This window comes from Luteolibacter sp. Populi (assembly GCF_040801775.1).
GTDB lineage: Bacteria > Verrucomicrobiota > Verrucomicrobiia > Verrucomicrobiales > Akkermansiaceae > Haloferula.
Map to the genome: position 1 here is coordinate 4,397,328 of NZ_CP161812.1, position 16,915 is coordinate 4,414,242.

Annotated in this window: 17 protein-coding genes and 1 pseudogene; 2 read left to right on the plus strand and 16 right to left on the minus strand. The window is 64.0% G+C overall.

The features are described 5' to 3' along the window. Positions 1–5 precede the first annotated feature (5 nt). The 12 genes from ABWK72_RS17905 to ABWK72_RS17960 form a co-directional block, all read right to left on the minus strand. On the minus strand, positions 6–326 hold the full coding sequence (locus tag ABWK72_RS17905) for a hypothetical protein (RefSeq protein ID WP_367870937.1): 321 nt from the start codon (positions 324–326) through the stop codon (positions 6–8). Continuing rightward, complete coding sequence (locus tag ABWK72_RS17910; protein ID WP_367870938.1) at positions 298–996, minus strand: hypothetical protein; 699 nt, start codon at positions 994–996, stop codon at positions 298–300. The genes ABWK72_RS17905 and ABWK72_RS17910 overlap by 29 nt, the downstream gene beginning before the upstream one ends. Positions 997–1,024: 28 nt before the next feature. Further along, positions 1,025–2,506: a TolC family protein gene (locus ABWK72_RS17915; protein ID WP_367870939.1), complete on the minus strand. Its 1,482-nt coding sequence runs from the start codon at positions 2,504–2,506 to the stop codon at positions 1,025–1,027. A 9-nt stretch (positions 2,507–2,515) separates the two neighbouring features. Beyond that, positions 2,516–3,700, minus strand: a complete 1,185-nt coding sequence (locus ABWK72_RS17920; protein ID WP_367870940.1) for an HlyD family secretion protein — start codon at positions 3,698–3,700, stop codon at positions 2,516–2,518. A gap of 2 nt (positions 3,701–3,702) precedes the next feature. Beyond that, on the minus strand, positions 3,703–4,182 hold the full coding sequence (locus tag ABWK72_RS17925; protein WP_367870941.1) for a DUF3302 domain-containing protein: 480 nt from the start codon (positions 4,180–4,182) through the stop codon (positions 3,703–3,705). A gap of 32 nt (positions 4,183–4,214) precedes the next feature. Then, positions 4,215–4,607, minus strand: a complete 393-nt coding sequence (locus ABWK72_RS17930) for a response regulator transcription factor (RefSeq protein WP_367870942.1) — start codon at positions 4,605–4,607, stop codon at positions 4,215–4,217. Positions 4,608–4,709: 102 nt separating this feature from the next. After that, entirely contained in the window at positions 4,710–5,186 is a 477-nt protein-coding gene (locus tag ABWK72_RS17935) for a hypothetical protein (protein ID WP_367870943.1), read from the minus strand. A gap of 115 nt (positions 5,187–5,301) precedes the next feature. After that, positions 5,302–6,318, minus strand: coding sequence for a transporter (locus ABWK72_RS17940; RefSeq protein ID WP_367870944.1), 1,017 nt, complete (start codon positions 6,316–6,318; stop codon positions 5,302–5,304). Between the two features lie 71 nt (positions 6,319–6,389). Continuing rightward, complete coding sequence (locus tag ABWK72_RS17945; RefSeq protein WP_367870945.1) at positions 6,390–8,063, minus strand: arylsulfatase; 1,674 nt, start codon at positions 8,061–8,063, stop codon at positions 6,390–6,392. Between the two features lie 165 nt (positions 8,064–8,228). After that, positions 8,229–9,026, minus strand: coding sequence for a transporter (locus ABWK72_RS17950; protein ID WP_367870946.1), 798 nt, complete (start codon positions 9,024–9,026; stop codon positions 8,229–8,231). Positions 9,027–9,047: 21 nt separating this feature from the next. Continuing rightward, positions 9,048–9,404, minus strand: coding sequence for an STAS/SEC14 domain-containing protein (locus ABWK72_RS17955; protein WP_367870947.1), 357 nt, complete (start codon positions 9,402–9,404; stop codon positions 9,048–9,050). A gap of 63 nt (positions 9,405–9,467) precedes the next feature. Continuing rightward, on the minus strand, positions 9,468–11,810 hold the full coding sequence (locus ABWK72_RS17960; RefSeq protein WP_367870948.1) for an arylsulfatase: 2,343 nt from the start codon (positions 11,808–11,810) through the stop codon (positions 9,468–9,470). Positions 11,811–12,085: 275 nt separating this feature from the next. Between ABWK72_RS17960 and ABWK72_RS17965 the strand changes: the two genes are divergently transcribed. Further along, entirely contained in the window at positions 12,086–12,817 is a 732-nt protein-coding gene (locus tag ABWK72_RS17965) for a hypothetical protein (RefSeq protein ID WP_367870949.1), read from the plus strand. A 51-nt stretch (positions 12,818–12,868) separates the two neighbouring features. Beyond that, positions 12,869–14,254, plus strand: coding sequence for an FAD/NAD(P)-binding protein (locus tag ABWK72_RS17970; RefSeq protein ID WP_367870950.1), 1,386 nt, complete (start codon positions 12,869–12,871; stop codon positions 14,252–14,254). 147 nt (positions 14,255–14,401) lie between these two features. On the opposite strand, the gene ABWK72_RS17975 is transcribed toward ABWK72_RS17970, so the two are convergent. The 4 genes and pseudogenes from ABWK72_RS17975 to ABWK72_RS17990 all read right to left on the minus strand — a co-directional run bounded on the left by ABWK72_RS17975 (position 14,402) and on the right by ABWK72_RS17990 (position 16,816). Beyond that, the gene (locus ABWK72_RS17975; RefSeq protein ID WP_367870951.1) at positions 14,402–14,626 is read right to left on the minus strand and encodes a hypothetical protein; all 225 of its coding nucleotides are present in this window, start codon (positions 14,624–14,626) and stop codon (positions 14,402–14,404) included. A gap of 25 nt (positions 14,627–14,651) precedes the next feature. Next, positions 14,652–14,864, minus strand: a pseudogene (locus ABWK72_RS17980) (plasmid stabilization protein); the annotation flags it as partial. A gap of 147 nt (positions 14,865–15,011) precedes the next feature. Continuing rightward, positions 15,012–15,593: a cysteine hydrolase family protein gene (locus ABWK72_RS17985; protein WP_367870952.1), complete on the minus strand. Its 582-nt coding sequence runs from the start codon at positions 15,591–15,593 to the stop codon at positions 15,012–15,014. After that, entirely contained in the window at positions 15,590–16,816 is a 1,227-nt protein-coding gene (locus ABWK72_RS17990; RefSeq protein ID WP_367870953.1) for a sorbosone dehydrogenase family protein, read from the minus strand. The genes ABWK72_RS17985 and ABWK72_RS17990 overlap by 4 nt, the downstream gene beginning before the upstream one ends. Positions 16,817–16,915 lie beyond the last annotated feature (99 nt).

Consider the following 16,915-nt stretch of genomic DNA (forward strand, 5'->3'; position numbering starts at 1 on the left):
CCCCGTCATTGATCCTTCTTCGCTTCGGGATCGTTCTCCTGGAGCCACTTCTCACGCTCCGCGAGGTTCTCTTTCACCGCGTGGATCCGTTCGCGCTCGGCGGCTGCGGAGTGATAGAGACGGATGGTCTTGGCGAAATCCTCGGCAATGTCGCGCCGGGCATTGTTGAAAAGATCCTTCAGGTCGTCGGCCTCGCCTTTTGAGGCACTGGCTTCGGCCGCTGTGGACGGTGCCGTGACCTCCGCGAGCTGCGCTTTGCGCTGGCCGAGAAGCTGGCTGACATGCCCCAGCTCCTGCTCAGAGAGTTCCTTTTCCGCCGCCGTCAATTTGCCACCGGCCAGTCCGGCTTTGAGCGTCCCCTGGCGTTGGCCGAGATCGGCGATGGCCTTCTCCAGCGCCTGCTGGACCTCGCGCCGCTGCTTCTCGGACTCCACCCGGTCGCGGCGGTTCTGCCGCCACTCTTCGCTGATCCGGCTGTTCTCGTAGTAGACGCCGTTGTACTCTGTCCGTACTATCGGTTTCGTTCTTCGAAATGTCCTCGCCCCCGGGCATCGACTTCACCAGCTCCAGGATCCGGGCGACTTGCTTCTCGGCGAGCGCATCGATCGTCGCCATGTCCTTCTTCAGCGCCTCGGAGGGTGCCGAATTGTCACCCGCCAGCTTCTGGACGATCTTCCTCCGCTCCTCCTTGTAGACTTGGAGCATCCGCTTCAGGCCCGCGATGGCTTCTCCCTTCACTTCGGAAACGCGCCGTTTCGAAGACTCGGAGTCCTTGAGGCCCGCAAGCATGTCCACCAGCTCCCCGACTTTCTTGTCGATGGTCGCGCCGTTCTCGCGGATCTCCGCGCCCACCTCGGCGAGTCGCTTCTCCCGCATCGCCAGGTTCTGTTTGATGATGACGACCGACTCGCGCCGGGCATCGAGATCGGGCGGTGGGGCTTCCTGCCCCGCTGCCAGGGTGGCAGCCAGGCAACAAATGATCAGAGTAAGTTTCATGGTATCTGGTTTCGGTTGGATGCGGTTATTATTTCGAAGCGCTGCCCTTGAAATCCCCTCCCAGCGCGAGGTGCAGGTTCACCCGCTCGCGCAGGCGGGACGCGCGGATCTGGGTGAGCTCGACCTTCGCGGCCAGGTTCTCGGCGGCGAGTCGCAGGATCACGAACGTGTCGATCTGCCCCTGGTCGAATTGCATGCGGCCAAGCTTCGTGGCGGAGCCGCTTTGCTCGACCATTTCGGTCAATGCCTCTTCGCGCAGGCGCAGGTAATACTCGTTGGCGAGCGCGTCCTCCACGTCCTCGAAGGCGCGTAGCGCGGCACCGGTGTAGAGGGCGGCCGCCGCCTTCTGCTCGGCGGTGCGGATGTCCTGCGCGGCCTTGAGCTCGCCGCCGAAAAAGATCGGCTGCGTGATGCCTCCGGCCAAGCTCCAGTTCACCGCCCCGAGCGTGCCGACGCCATCGAGATGGGCGCTGCCGATGCCATTCGAGGCACTGAGGGCGAAGCGTGGCAGGCGGGCGGTGCGGGCCTCATTCACCCGGTGGAAGGAGGCGGCGAAACGGCGCTCGGCGGCGATGAGATCCGGCCGCCGTTCGAGGATCTGCGAAGGCAAGCCCGCAGGCACCGCCCGCGGCTGGCGGGGAAAAGTATCGCGCGTCTGCAGCCTGCCCGCCGGATACTGGCTGGTGATCACCTCGATGCCGCGGATCGCTTTCGCGCGCGCGGCCTCCGCCGCATGGATCGTGTCGCGGGCACCGGCCGTCCGCGAGTTGATCTGGGCGAGTTCGAAGTCGCTGGCGTGGCCCTGTTCCTTGCGCAGCCCCGTGAGCTTCAGATACTCGTCGTAAAGCCCGAGCGTCTCCTGCGCATTCGCCGCCTGTTGCGAGGCCTCGATGGTCGAGATATAGGCGCGCGCCACCGAGGCGGCGAGCGATTGGCGGGCATACTGGTAGTCCGCCTCCAGCGCCGCGCTATCCGCTTCCGCCGCCGCCCGCTTCGAGCGGATGCGGCCCCAGACATCGGCCTCCCACGAGGCCCCGAAACCGAGGCCCGCGACCCAGCGCGTGGAAGTATCGTCCTTCGTGTTGGTATCAGCCGAGCCACCGCTGTTGTCCACCCCGGTGCTCCCGAGATCCGGCGGATCGACATCGACGGCGCGGTCGAGGATCTCGCGCCCCTGATGCTCGCCCATGCTCTTGATGCCGGCACGGGGATAGAGCGATGAAGCGGCGACGCGCACCGCGGCACGTGAGGCTTCCACCCGCGCGGCAGCCGCGGCCAGGTCGGGATTCCTGGCCACCGCATACTCGACCAGCCGCGTTAGCTCGGGGTCGTCGAAAGTGTCGATCCAGTTCGGCACCACGGAGCCGCCCTGATGGCCGCCGCCCCAGCTGCCGGGGATCTTCGCACGCGCGCCCGGCGTCAGGATGTCCGCGCCCGATGGCGGGGTCTGCAAGGCGCAGGCCGCAAGGGCGATGCAGGCGGCGCTACCGGTAAAGAGGAGCTTTTTCATCGGGTGGCCTCAGTGGAGCTTCAGGACAAACCAGTCGGTCTTGGTCGAGACCCGCACGAAGATCTTGCGCATGATGTGCAGCGCCGTGCCGTGCTCGGTGTAGATTGCGCCCGCGCCACGCACGCCGGCGGCCAGGAACATCTCGCGGTCCTGCGGTTCGATCAGCAGCCGCACGGCGATGCGTTGTTCCGGCGCACCATAGGCCTGGGTGTTCGGCAGGTTGCCGCTGATCGGCATCTGGCCCTGCGCGGTCGCCCACAGGATCGAGTCGACCTTGCACTTGATGATCTTGCCCGGGTGGGTCTTCAGGAAGATCTCCGCCTCGTTCCCCGGCACCACGTAGCGCAACTCGTTCTGACGATAGAATGCGACCACCCACTGGTCGTTGTCCTCGATGAAGCTCATCACCGGCGCCATCGGTATCTGTGAGGCGCGCACCCCGGGCCGCAGTGCCAGGTTCGCCACGCGGCCATCGGCAGGCGCGTAGTGGACCGTTCCTTCCAAGTCATACTTCGCGCTCGCCAGGTCGGCCTCGGCCTTGGCGATCTTCGCCTTGGCCTGCGCCACCGTATCGATCTCCCCGGCCGCGGTCAGCGCGGAGAGCTTCTGCTTCACCTGGGATTCCGCGGCCTCCGCCCCGGCGATCTCACTCTCCAGGGTCGCGAGTTCGGCCTGCGCGGTCTCAAGGTCGGCCCCGCGGCCCGCGCCGGCACCGGCGAGTTGCCCGAATTGGTCGACACGCTTCTTCGCGAGTGCCATCTGGCTGCCGAGCGCCGCCTTCTTGGCCTGGGCGTTCTTGACCTCAAACTCCAGCCCGCGCTGCCCCGCCTCCGCGGTGACCAGTGCGACCTTCGCCTCCTCCACGGCTGCTTCGGCCACCTTCACGGCGATCTCGAAAGGCACCGGATCGATCTTGAACAGCACCTCCCCCTTCTTGATCGGACGGTTCGGCTCGATCGGCACCTCCGTCACCTGCCCGGTCACCCGCGGGACGATCGGCACGACATAGTTGATCGTCCGCACATCCGATGATGACGGCGTGTAAATGTTCAGCAGCAGGATGATCGTCACCAGGCCGATAATCGGGATGGTCACCACGATCACCTGGCTGACGATGTTCCAAGGCAGCCACTTGAACTTGATGAAGATCAGCCAGACGAAGAACGAATAAATACCGAGAATGATGATGTCCATGCTTAGGCCTTGTCGTCCTCCGGTTTGATTTCGGCTTCCGCTTCGAGCTCGGCCACGCGGGCGCGCAGCTCCTGGATCTCGAGCTCCTCCTTGCTTGGCTTGCCGTGGGAGTCATCCACGTCCGTGCCGTAGGCGAGCTTGTGCAGCACCGGCTTCGAGTAGGCCCACAGCCACGCGATCGGCCACAGCAGCCCGCCGAAGAACAGCGAGAGCAGGCACAGGCACTGGATCGCCTTGGCCTGCGGGTGCTTCCTCTTCTCGGCGATCTTCTCCGGCATGATGTGCAGGATCCAGAAGACCGCGATGCCGACGATCGGCACCAGGATCAGCACGACCCAGGACATCACCTCGGCCGCCTTGTCGAGCGCTTCGCCGTGGAGGAAGGAGGCATGGGCATTCGCCGGGGCGAATCCGGCGGCAGCCGTCGCAAGCCAGGTCCACGCGCGGGGCGTGCGGCGATGCGTGCTGGATGGTGATATCATGTCGGGTGCTTAGGGTGTGGTGGTTCTTGGAATCAAAGGGGGTCCTTCGGAGTAGCCGGTTGGCAGGCCCAGCGCACCGCATCGAGCAGCGCTTGGATGTCCACCGGCTTGCGGAAATAGGCGGCGGCTCCGGCATTGCGGGCAGCGGCGCGGGTTTCGTCGGTATCGTGCGCGGTGAGCAGCACCAGCGGCAGATGGACGCTCGCCGACTCAAGCAGGCCCTTCAGGTCCAGGCCGCTCATCCCGGGCATGGTCATGTCCGCCACGATGCAGCCCCTGTCGTCTTGATGAAGCGCGGCGAGGAACGCTTCGGCGGACTCGAAGGCCTCCGACGGAAGGCCCGCCTGGGTCATCACCCGCACCAAGGCGCGGCGCACGCTCGCGTCGTCGTCGATGATGTAGATGGTTGCTTGCCCCGCAGTCATTGCCAGCATCTACCTTGGCAGAATCCGGCGAAGCTCGCTATTGGACCTTAGTACTATGGAACCCGTTTCGAGCGGGCTATCTTGAGTATAAGGAAGCGGGATCTATCTGGATCCAGGGGCGGGCGAGGTCTCGTCCGAGAGCAGCGCGCTACCGATCCGTTCGAGATCGCGCGTGACGCAAAACATCGAAAACAGGATGCCGAAGAGCAGGCCGGCCCCGCTCCACGAAAAGATCACTTGATCGTATCGCACGAAGAAGACGGCCGAGAAGACCCCGGCCGCGAAGATGAAGTTCAGACGGGAAAGGAAGAGCGAGAGATGGCCGCGGATCACACGTTGAGGAAGGGCTAGCGCGGGCGGGTGAGTGTAGCGCAACCAATAGCAGCTCTGAATCACGGTGATCGCGAGAACCACTCCGCATTTCACGAAGGGTGCCGAGCGGCTGAAGTTTCCGTCGAGCAATTCCCGATAGAAGGGCACTCCCCACCATAGGATCAATCCCGCACCACCGAGCTCGAAGGTCAGCAGGGTCGTGCGCCACCAGGCGCAGGTCCAAGGCCTGTGGATAAACGCGGTCATGCTTCGCTCTGCCGCAACCGGGCCGTGTCACTCAAAACCGGAATACGAGCCCTGGGTCCACTCCGGGGCTTTGGTCGGAGGCGTGGCAATGGGAGAGATGCAACAAGTGGGCGGCTCAGAACTTCATCGCGAAGTTCAGGCCGACGGATTGGCCCTCGAAGCGGTCCTCCGCCGAGAACTCGTAGAAGTAGTGGAAGTTCAGCGCTGCATTCCAGGGCACGTAGGTCAGGCCGAGTTGGCCGCCGACGGCGTGGACCGAGTCCTTCACCGGGAAGGTCGCGGCATCGCTGCCGGAGTCATCGGTGATCTGCCAACTGCTGTAGCCCGCCGGGCCCACTTCCAGCAGGAGCTGCTGGTCCTTGCTAAGAGGCAGGAACTGGCTGACGCCCCAGTTCAAGGTGAGATTCTGGCCAGGCCGGAGGTCGAAGTCGTCCTTCTCGCCATGGACCTCGTAGGTCAGGGCGGTGGAGATCGCCATCCGCTTGTCCGCCCAGGGATACCAGGTGGCTGCCCCTTGGAGCTGGTGGGTCCAGAAGCCGTAACCGATATTGTCCGCTGCCTCGACGGTCAGGGGGCCGATCACCGGAAAGGTCACCGTCTCGGTGTCGTACTTGCCGATCGGCGCATAGAAACCGTAGCCGAGCGTGAAGTCGAAGTGTGGCTGGCTCCAGCCCAGCCACAGCGGCTGCACGAAGAGATCGCCGATGCCGAATTGGGAATCATCCGCCCGACGGCCGGATCCGGTCTGGGTGGTGAGGGAGGCGCCGATGCTGGTGTTGCTAAAGCTTGGAGCGATGTAGGCCCCATACTTGGCACCGAAGATCTCGCAGTCCGAAACCCAGATGAAAGTCGGCGAGATAGCATAGACATCCACGTCCACGTCCACTCCCAGGGTCACTCCCGGTCCCGGGCCGCGGCCGATGTGGACGGAGTTGATCTCGTTGCCGCGGGCGTCGTTGAGTTGGTCGGTGCTGTAGCCGTAGTTGTAGAGCACGCCGTAGAAGCCTGGCTCCGGCATCGCGAAGTCGCGGATGTTCAGCACGCCCGGTGCGAAGTGGCCGATCTCACCGGCGTGCAATGCGGCGAAGCTGAGAGGCAGGGTGATGAAGGTGAATTGGATGAGTCTTCTCATGTCTTTGAATCGATGGGGATGGAGTTTAGACGGTTGGAAACGCGTCGCCTGCGGATCGTCCGGGCGGGCGTTCAGTCATTGTCGATCTTGACGGCATCCTTCTTTTTCCGAAACGGTCCGTCATCGGTGAGGATCACGCCGTTCTGCTTTTCATATTCGGCCCAGTGCGCGAGCAACTCGGCGTGCTTGTCGGGATGCTTTGGGAAGAGGTTGATCGTTTCGCCCGGATCGCTGCGGAGATTGTAGAGTTCCCACTCGCCGCTGCCTCCGGCTCCGGGGATGGTGTTGATCAACTTCCAATCGCCCTGGCGGATCGCCCGGTTGCCGAAGAGTTCCTCCCCGATCCACTCCTTCTCCGTGCGCACGGCGGCCACCGCGCCGCTGAGCAGCGGGACAAGCGATTTACCGGTGGGTGGGGCGATCTTCGGATTTGTCTTCGCGGGATGCTCGATACCCGCCATCGCGATGAAGGTGGCGGGAAGGTCGGTCACGTGAAGCTGCGTGTCGCTGATGCCGCCGGACTTCACCCCGGGCCCCGCGACGATCAAGGGCACGCGGATGCCGCCCTCCGTCACGTAGTGCTTGAACATGCGGAAGGGTCCCGAACCGACCTGGGCCCAAGCTGCTCCATAGTCGCAGAGCGATCCTTTGCGGCCCCAGTTCTCAGGCTTCGTATCCCAATTCTTCTCCAGCCACTCCGCCATCTTGGGATCGACCGATGCCACCAGCGCGGCCAATTCGATGGGTTCGGCACCATTGTCCGGCATGAAGAGCACGAGGGTATTGTCGAGTTTGCCGAGTTTCTTGAGGTGGTCGAGGACGCGCCCGATGTGGAAGTCCATGTTCTCCATCATCGCGGCGTAGATTTCCATTTTCCGCGCGGAGAGCTGCTGTTGCCCGGGGCTCAGCGTGTTCCATGCAGGAATATTCGGCAGACGGGGAAAGCTGGTGGCATCCTTCGCGATGATGCCCATCTCTTTCATCCGGGCGATGCGTGCCGCGCGTACGACCTCGTAGCCTTGGTCGTAGTCCCCCTTGTATTTGTCGCGCCAGTCATCGGGCACGGCGAAGGGACTATGGCAGGCCTGATAGGACAGGTAGGTGAAGAAGGGCTTGGGGTCGTCCTTGTGCTCGTCCAGACAAGTGATGATGAAGTCGCTGAACGCTTGGGTTGAGAAATGGTTGTCGGGCAATTTCTCCAGCGGTTTGCCATTGAGCGAAAAGGTGACCCTCGGATGTGCGGGGTCCGGGTAGCCCATATCGCTCCAGTTGCTGCCGCCGCCCTGCATGAGCGTGAAGTCACGCTCGAAGCCGACCGCTGCCGGCCACGACTGTGGCTCCTCGCCCAGGTGCCATTTGCCGGCCATGTAAGTATGGTAGCCGCCATCGAGCATGACCTTGGAGATGGCGGTCACCCGGTCGTTGAGGTGACCTTCGTAGCCGGGCTGGCCTTTCTGCCTGGAGCCGGTGTGCTCGTGCATGTTGCCGAGCCCCGCGATGTGGTGGTCCACGCCGGTCATCAGCATCGCGCGTGTCGGCGAGCAGGTCGGCCCGGCGCAGAAGCTGGTGGCGCGCAGGCCGCGCTTGGCCAGCGCGTCGAGGTTTGGCGTCCGGATCTCGCTTCCGAAACAGCCGAGGTCCGAGTAACCGATATCGTCACCGACGATCAGCAGGATGTTGGGTTTCTCCGCGGCGCGTACTGCCACGCTAGTGAATACTGCGACGGCCAGCAGAAGCAACTTCATCGGGATAGTGCTAGCCGGGGGTGTGATCAAGGGCGTGGGCACGGAGGCGGGCGTCACTGGGTCGCCTACGTGGCAATCAGGAGTCGGCACCCGGACGGCGGCGAAGTGGAATCGGCCAAGTCTCATGTTGATAGAATGTTGAAGCGATGGAGGGAGCCGGATCGCTCAGCTCTTCGGGAAGAGGAAGGTGAAGCCGAGGCGGAGACCCCATTCGGGACCTTGGTCCGGGGCTTCGACGTAGTAGCGGGCACCGGCGAAGATGCTCACCGGCTGGCCGCCGATCTTCACGAGCTGGCTGACCACGAAATTGACCGGGATCACCCACTGGTTGGCTTGCCAGTCGTAGGTACTCTCCGCATTCAGCGTGAAGGTGGTCGCCTTGGACGTCGTATACGAAACGAAAGGTTGGAGATAGGTCGCATTGACCGCTCCCCGGGAATCGTCGCCGGCAAAGTCCCACAAGTGATTGGCAAGCGCACCGTAGCTCCAGGGTCCGTCCTGCTTCAGGATGACGCCGGTGGGACCCGCTCCCCACTTCTCCGAACCCAGCAGCGAATCGGTGGCGGTGGGAATCAGGAATGCCGGACCGATTCCCCAGATGAAGTGTTTCGGATCCTTGGGGGAAAAGAAGAAGCTTTGGACCAAGTCGCCGAGACCGCTCTCGTCATTAGAACCTCCGGGAGCGATCCCCTCCTGATCGATCACCGGCAGGACCGTGCGGGAGATGAGATTCCAGTTTTCGTTAAGACTGATCGGAATGACCGGCTGGATGTTGGTGGTCCATTTCGTCCCGTCACCCGGCCCGATGCCGAAGTCGTAGTTGCTCTGGACCGGCAGGCTGATGAGGTCGGCGACGGGATTGGATAGCTTCTTGGCAAGGTCCGCATCCTGGGCCCGGGCCCCGGCGGCGAGCCCCAGGCAGAGGACTGCGAATGACGGCAAGTGAATGGAGAATCGCTTCATGATGGTCGGATCGTTTGGAGACTACCCTTGAAGCCACACGCGGGCTTCGACCAAGTGATCGCTATCGAAGAAAGCGATGGGAAAGGGCCGGACACCGCTCGCCGCGAAGGCCATCGCCAGTTCCTCCCACTCGCGCTCCCCGATAACGGCCATCTTGCGGATCAGGGGATCCGCCTCGAGTTGAAAGGACAGATCGCTCCAGTCGCCACCGGTCCAGCCCTCGAAATTCTCGCAGATGCAGAGAATGGATCCACTGCCCCATTCGCGGAGCTGGGCGAGGACTTCCTTCTGATTCGCGGCAAGCTCATCAGGGTTGAGCTTGCCGGTGATTTCCACGGTGATGACGCCATTGATGGCATCCAGAATCTGTACATTCATCGGTAGTCGGTGGGAATGGGGTTCTCGTCTCTTGTCGCCTTCGGCACCGTGTCGGCGGCTCTCCTACTTTTGCTCCACCGTCACCTTCACGATCTTGCCGGTGAAGGTGCTGGGGATGCCCGGCTTGTAGTCGGGCGAGACATTGGTCTCCGCGTCGATGCCGACATCGGCACCCTCGTCGGCGGAGAAGGCGAAGGGTTGCGTCTTCGGAATCTGCGCTTCGGCCACCTTCTTGCCATCGACGCTGAGGATCGACTTGCCCCCGGTGCCGGGCTTTGCGGAATCAGGAATGAATTCGTAGCCGACGACGTGCTTGCCCGGGGCGAGCGCGGTGTCGCCGCCGATATTGGTGCGCTCGATGGCGAACCAGTTGTATTCATGGCGCGGCTTGCCGTCCTTTATGTAAAGGGTCCAGCCGCCGAAGTAACCGGCCTGGGCGAGGATCACGCCCTGGGTCTTGTCATCCTTGATCTCCACCTCGGCCTCGATCGTATGGCGCACCCCCTTCACGTTGATGAAGGCATTCTCCATCATGCCGATCATCCCGGGATAGACGGTCAGGGATTTGCGCCCGTCGAGCAGGTCCGGCCGACCGGCGATGGCCGGGTTGAAGCGCTCGGAGCGGCGGTCGTCGATGGGCAGCACATGGTTGCGCACCGCTTCCTTCATGAAGACCTCCTGGAGTTCCTTGAGCTTCGCGGGATTCTTCTCGGCGAGATTGTCCGCCTCGCTGAAGTCCTCATCCACGTTGTAGAGCTCCCACACATCGTCCTTCAGCGCAGGCATCTTCGCGGCCATGTCCCAAGGGATGGAATGCCGGGTGCAGGCCACCCAGCCCTCGTGATAGATCCCGCGGTTGCCGAACATCTCGAAGTACTGCGTCTTGCGGGTGTCCGCGGCCTTCGGCGCGTCGGCGGAGTAGAGCATTGGGACCCCGTCCATCGGGCGCTGAGTGATCCCGTTGACCGTCTTCGGCTGCGGGATCGTCGCGGCTTCAAGCGCGGTCGGTGCGATGTCGATCACGTGGTGGAACTGGCTGCGGATCTCGCCCTTCGCCTTGATCCCCTTCGGCCAGTGCATGACCATGCCATTGCGCGTCCCGCCGAAGTGGCTGGCCACCTGCTTGGTCCACTGGAAGGGGGTATTCCCCGCCCAGGCCCAGCCGATGGCGAAGTGGGGGAAGGTGGTCGGGTCACCCCAGTTGTCGATGTGCTCCATCATCTGGTCGGCCTTGCCGATGATGCCGTTGAGGGCCATCATCTCGTTATAGGTGCCTTCGGGACCGCCCTCGGCGCTCGAGCCGTTGTCACCCACGATGTAGAAGAACAGCGTGTTATCGAGCTGGCCGATTTTCTCAAGCTGCGTGACCAGCCGCCCGACCTGATCGTCGGTGTGCTCGGCGAAGCCGGCGAAGGTTTCCATCTGCCGCTCGAAGAGCCGCTTCTGATCTGCGCTCATGCCATCCCATCCAGGAATCTCCTTCGGCCGTGCCGTCAGCTTGGTATCCGCGGGAACCACTCCCATCTGCTTTTGCCGCGCGAAGGTCTCCTCGCGCAACTTGTCCCAGCCGCCCGCGAATTGGCCCTTGTACCTTTCGATCCACTCCTTCGGCGCGTGGTGCGGTGCATGCGTCGCACCGGTGGCGAAGTACATGTAGAACGGCTTCTGCGGAGTCAGGGCCTTCTGGGCGCTCATCCAGTTGATCGCCTTGTCCGTCATGTCCACAGTGAAGTGGTAGTTCGGCGTCAGCGGCGGCTCCATGCGCGTCACCCCGTCGAAGATCGCCGGTGCCCATTGGTTGGTCTCGCCGCCGATGAAGCCGTAAAACTTGTCGAAGCCCGAGCCGGTCGGCCAGCGGTCATAGGGTCCGGAGACCGAGACCTCCCATGGCGGCGTCTCGTGATACTTGCCGAAGGCGCCGGTGCTGTAGCCGTTCTGGCGGAGGGTTTCCGCGAGGGTCGTGATCTCCCTTGGCCTCACGCCGGTATTCCCCGGGAAGGCCGTCGCCACCTCCATGATCGCGCCGGCGTTGTTCGGGTGATGGTTGTGCCCGGTGAGCAAGGCGGTGCGCGTCGGGCTGCACAGCGCGGTGGTGTGGAAGCGGTTGTAGCGCAGGCCGCCATTCGCCAGCTTTTCCAGCGTCGGCATCTTGATCGGCCCGCCGAAGGCGCTGCTGTGCCCGAAGCCGATGTCGTCGATCAATACAATCACGACATTGGGTGCGCCCTCCGGAGCCTTCACCTCGAAGCGCGGCGGCGCTTTCGCATCCCGCGCGTCGAGCGTGGTGATCGGATCAAATTTCGGCTCCGCGATCGGCAGCACGGTGCGGTCGATCCCGTCTTGGGCAGCGGCCCCCAGCGTGAACGCCGCCCCGAGCGCGAGGAGTAAATGAGGTTTGGATTTCATGATGTGATTTGGAAATGGGAGGTGAGTGAAGCGGCGGCCGCAATAAGCCGGCGCGGTGGCGGACCCGGAGCCATCGCCAGCATCGAAGCTGCCGGAATTGCGCGAAGTCCGCTATTGGACCTTAGTACCATGCCCCCAAGCTCGCCCCTTGAGCTTCAACCCCCTGCTCCCAAACCGGGCTTTTTTACTAGACCAACGAACTTATACGTGTAAGTAGGGATTAGCAGTCGGACGCCGTTCACGCGTCCCGCTTCACCTCAAACCCCGAAAAAACCATGCATCTCACCACCTTGCATCCCGATCTTCGCAAGAATCTCCGGAACCTCGTCCAAGGCTACGTCGAGCACTGCGAGTTCTCGCCGACCCTGACCGGCCGCATCGACTTCCCCATCTACTACATGGGCTTCAAGTATGGCGCGCCCGTCTTCACCCACACCGGCCCCGGCAAGGTCGCGGACGATCGCCCGGTGGTCGGCATGATCGGCTGGAATACCCCGTCCAGCCAGCTCCCGTCCCAGATCCTTCTGGAGTTCGTGGAGATCCTCACCCAGCACCCGCGCCTCGCGGACAATTCCGTGCTGCGCATGCTCCCGGTGGCCAATCCGGTCGCCTTGGAGCTCGATGAAGACGCCCCCTCCCGCGAGGATTGGGACACCCTCGGCCGCCTCGCCGATCAGTTCAAGGAGCAGGCCGCCGACGGCTGGATCGAGGTCCACGCCGCCGAGGTCGAGGACTTCACCATCGCCGGCGAGATCAGCCCGGCCCTCTACAAGGCGCTCGAAAAATCGAAGATCGTCGCCTCTTTCCGCGAGCGCAACGGGATCAAATTCCCCGGCATCCTGAACCTGAAACCGGTCCGCCCCGACGAACGCTGGCAGGTCCGCCTGCTCGTCCCCACGACCTGGGACGACTCGCGCTCGATCCGCGCCGTGGCCCGCTTCCTGGCCCGCCTAGTTCACCTGCAGGCCCGCATCGCCAGCCGCCAGCGCAAGACCGTCGGTCGCTGAATTGCTGACACCTTCATTTGCCCGGATACTCTACCAATCATTCTACTTTCGATGTCCAACGTGCTTTCGCCCATTGCCGTGGTCGGTGCCGGATTCTGCGGCACCTTCACCGCCATCCACCTTGCGCTGCGCCTGCCGGAGCGCCCCGTCATCCTCTTCGAGGAAAGCGGTGAAGCCGGTCCCGGCCTCGCTTACCGCCGGGATGATCCGCATGGCCTCATGAATATCCCGGCACGCCGGATGAGCGCCTACCAGGACGACCCCGACCACTTCTACAACTACGCCCGTCGTAATTTGGGCGATAGCGTCGGCCCGGACGACTTCCTGCCGCGCCGCGTCTATGGCGACTACATCAAGCACTGTCTCGATGAAGCGCTCAAACAGTGTCCCAATCTACGCGTCGACCACCGCGCCGTCACCGATGTCCAGACCAACAGCGTCAGCAGCGTCGCCGTCCTCACCTTGAAGGACAACAGCGCTTTGATGTGTTCCCGCGTGGTCCTCGCCACCGGCAACCAGGGTTCCGCCTTCTCCGGCTCGATCTGGGCCGAGCACACGCTCCCTGCCCGCAAGGCCTCGACCTTCGAGCAAGTGAAGCCCGGCCAGACCGTCCTCGTGATCGGCACCGGCCTCACCATGATCGATGCCGTCCTCGAACTCGAACGCCAGGGGAATGCCACCGAGATCCACGCCATCTCCCGCAATGGCCTCGTCCCCCGCCCCCACCGCAATGCCTCGCTGGTCCAGCCGCCCGAGCTCGACGAACTGCCCGACTCCGACCTCCAGCGCAGCGTCCGCCTCTTCCGCCAGGCCGTCGCCCGCCACGCCCAGGAAGGCGGCGATTGGCGCGATCTCTTCGCCGCCCTGCGCCCCGCCACCCCATCGCTGTGGCAGGAAATGTCCTCGCAGGACCGCCGCCGCTTCCTCCGCCACATCAGCCCCTTCTGGGAAATCCACCGCCACCAGTGCGCCCCTGAAGCTCACGCCCGGCTCCAGGCGCTGATCGATTCCGGCAAGCTCAACGTCAAGCGCGGCACCATCGTCTCGGTCGAGAACAAGGACGGCCGCCTGCGCCTCGGCCTCGCCCCGCGCAACCGCGCCGCCATCACCCGCTGGCTCGTCGCCGACCACATCATCGACGCCACCGGCCCGGCCCGCGACATCGGCACCGTCCGCCATCCGCTCATCACGAACCTGCTCCGCCGCGGCTTCCTGCAGCCCGACGAGCACCGCCTCGGTGCCCAGGTCCAGGCCGACTACCGCGCCCTCCAGCGCAATGGCTACCCCCTCGAGTGGCTGTACATCACCGGCCCCATGCTCCGCGCCCGCTACTTCGAAGCCACCGCCGTCCCCGAGCTCCGCCTCCACACCGCCGCCCTCGCCGCCCGCCTCGCCGCCGACCTCGAACCGAAGCTAAAGCTCGCCGCCGCCGTGTAAGGGAACGGTCCCAAGTGGAACCGCCCCCAAGGGTACGTAGTCCCGCCTTCAGGCGGACGAACGGTCCCTAACGGCAGTCCCTCCCACACGGAAGAAGCCGCCATCCGTACCACCCTCAATCCCCTCACTCCACCCTCCTCCACACCCTCATCCCCCCAGCTCCTCCGGCGCAAAAGTCCACACCTCCGGCTTCGCGCTCGGCGACATCCCGCCGAAGTCGTTCGACTCCGGCGCGAAGTCGATGCTGCCCGAGGTGAACTGCCGCGGCTCTTCCTCCGCGCGCCATTCCGGCAGATTGGCTTCCTCCACCCAGTCGCCCACCCGGCAATCCTCGCGAGCGATCTGGGCTGTTTCGATATCGGTAGTATCCATAGATCTGTTAGTGTTTCGCGTGAGACTTTCGCCCACCCTTCCGGGCCGGCTCCTTGTTCTCGGTCTTGCCCCTGCCGGAGCCCGACTTCTTCCCGCCGCCCGATGTCTTGTTCACCGTGGCCCAGGCGCGCGACTCGGCTTCCTTCTTGGAAACCCCGCGCTCCTCGTAGCCCTCCTCGATGTGCTCGGCCTGGCGCTTCTGCTTGTCCGTGTAGGCGGACTTATCTCCTCGTGGCATGGCTTTGGTCTCCTTTCTCGATTTGAAGTTCACCCGTTCCTCAGCAAGCCGCGTTCCGCGCCGGGAAAGCCCGTCCCCCCTGGGAAATCCGGCGCACCACACCGCCCTTCACATTGCACCCGGCATTCCCCGCGATGCAGAACGCGCTCACTTCCGCCCCGCCTTGCCAAGATCGCGCATGATCGTCGCCGTCGTCACCACCCGCGCCTTCAGCCGCTCCCGCATGTGCTCGAGCGCCGCCGCGTTTCCCTTGTTCGTCTCCGCCGCCACCCCATCCGCCGCGATCACCAGTTCGTAGTCCCGCATGTAGGCATCGTTCGCCGTGTAGAGCACGCAGATGTCCGTCGCGAAACCTCCCAGAACCAAGGTCCGCGTCCCGAGGAAACCCAGCAGCACATCGAGCGAGGTCGAGTAGAACCCCGAATGCTTCGGCTTCAGCACGAAGTAGTCGTCCCGGTCCGGCGTGAGCAAGCGCGCCACCGGATGCCCCGGGCACTCCGCCGCGCAGCAACGCTCGATCTGCTCGCGGAAGTCGGACTGCCAGCGCCCGAAGTTGTCGTTCACGTAGATCACCGGCATCCCCGCCGCCTTCGCCTTCCGCCGCAGCGCCGCCAGCTTTTCCGCCGCAGGCAGCGCCGGCCTTATCAGCCGCGCCGCCTTCGGAAACTCGAAGTCGTTGATCACATCGATCAAAACCAGCGCGCTGCCGGATGGATCGAAAGCACTCACGACTTCTCCGCGCCCGCCGGGATCGGATCCAGCACCTTCTTCTCATCCTCCTTCGCCGAGTTCGAGATCCGGTAAATCATCCCGCCGCCGTCATCGCTCATCAGCACCGAGCCATCCTTCCACTCCACCAATCCACAGGGCCGCCCGAATTGCCCGCTCTCGTCGCAGAATCCGCTCACGAACTCCTCGAACTCCGCCGGCGCCCCGTCCTTGAAGCGCAGCCGCATCACCGCATACCCGCTCGGCGTTCCCCGGTTCCACGAGCCGTGCAGCGTCACCAGCGCATCCCCGGCGAAGTCCTTCGGGAAGCTCTTCGTGGAAGGGAAAATCAGCGCCATCGGCGCACTGTGCGCCGTCGTCGTCAGCAAGCTCGGCTCACATTCCTTCGCATACTCCTCCCAAGTCATCCCCTCCGTCTCCTCCGGGCTTCTCGCCGGGTTCGCCTTGCCGTCCTCGAAGACGAAGGGCCAGCCGTACTTCTTGCCCTCCTTCAGCTCGTTCAGCTCCTCCTTCTGCGAATCGTCGCCCAGCCAGTCGATCCCGTGATCCATCCCGTAGAGCTTGCCGCTCTCCGGATGCCAGGCAAAGCCGATCGTGTTGCGCAGGCCGCTCGCATGGATCGTCCGCTTGCTGCCATCCGTCGCGATCTCCAGCATCGTCGCACTCTCCTTGTTCGGCTCCGGCGCCGCGTTGCAAGTGCTGCCCACCGAGAGGAAGAGCTTCCCCTCCGGGCTGAAGCCGAGCGTGCGGTTCGGGTGCTGTCCGGCGTCCGGCAGATCGTCGTAGAGCTTCTTCAATTCCCCGAAGCTCCCGTCCTTCCCGATCTCCGCCGAGTAGATCTCCCGCACCGTGCTCACATAGACGGTCCCGTCCTGGATCGCGATCCCGTGGACATGCGGCAGCTTCAGCACCGTCCGCGGCACTTCCGCAGTGCCGTCGCCGTCCTTGTCCTCTAACAGAAGCACGTCCCCCTTCTCGCCGCGGCGCGTCACATAGACCCGCCCGTCCGGCGTCGTCGCCATCATCCGCGGTGCCTCAAGATCCTTCGCGAAGACCGCGAGCGTGAAGCCCTTGCCGATCTTCAACTTCGCCAGCCGCTCCGGCGTCGGGTCGAGTTCCGCCGGACGGTTCACGTGGCCCGTCATCGTAGCGGTCACGGCCTTGTCCGCCCCCGCCAGCGGCGCGAGGGAGCAAGCGAGGAAAAGAGGGAGCGTGGCTTTCATAAGTAGTGGAACCACCGCTTTCGCTCGCAGCGTGCCATGCCAGTGCCGCCCGTCCTGAAAGCTCCGCGGCCCGGATTTTGCGGCTCGACGCTGCCGCTT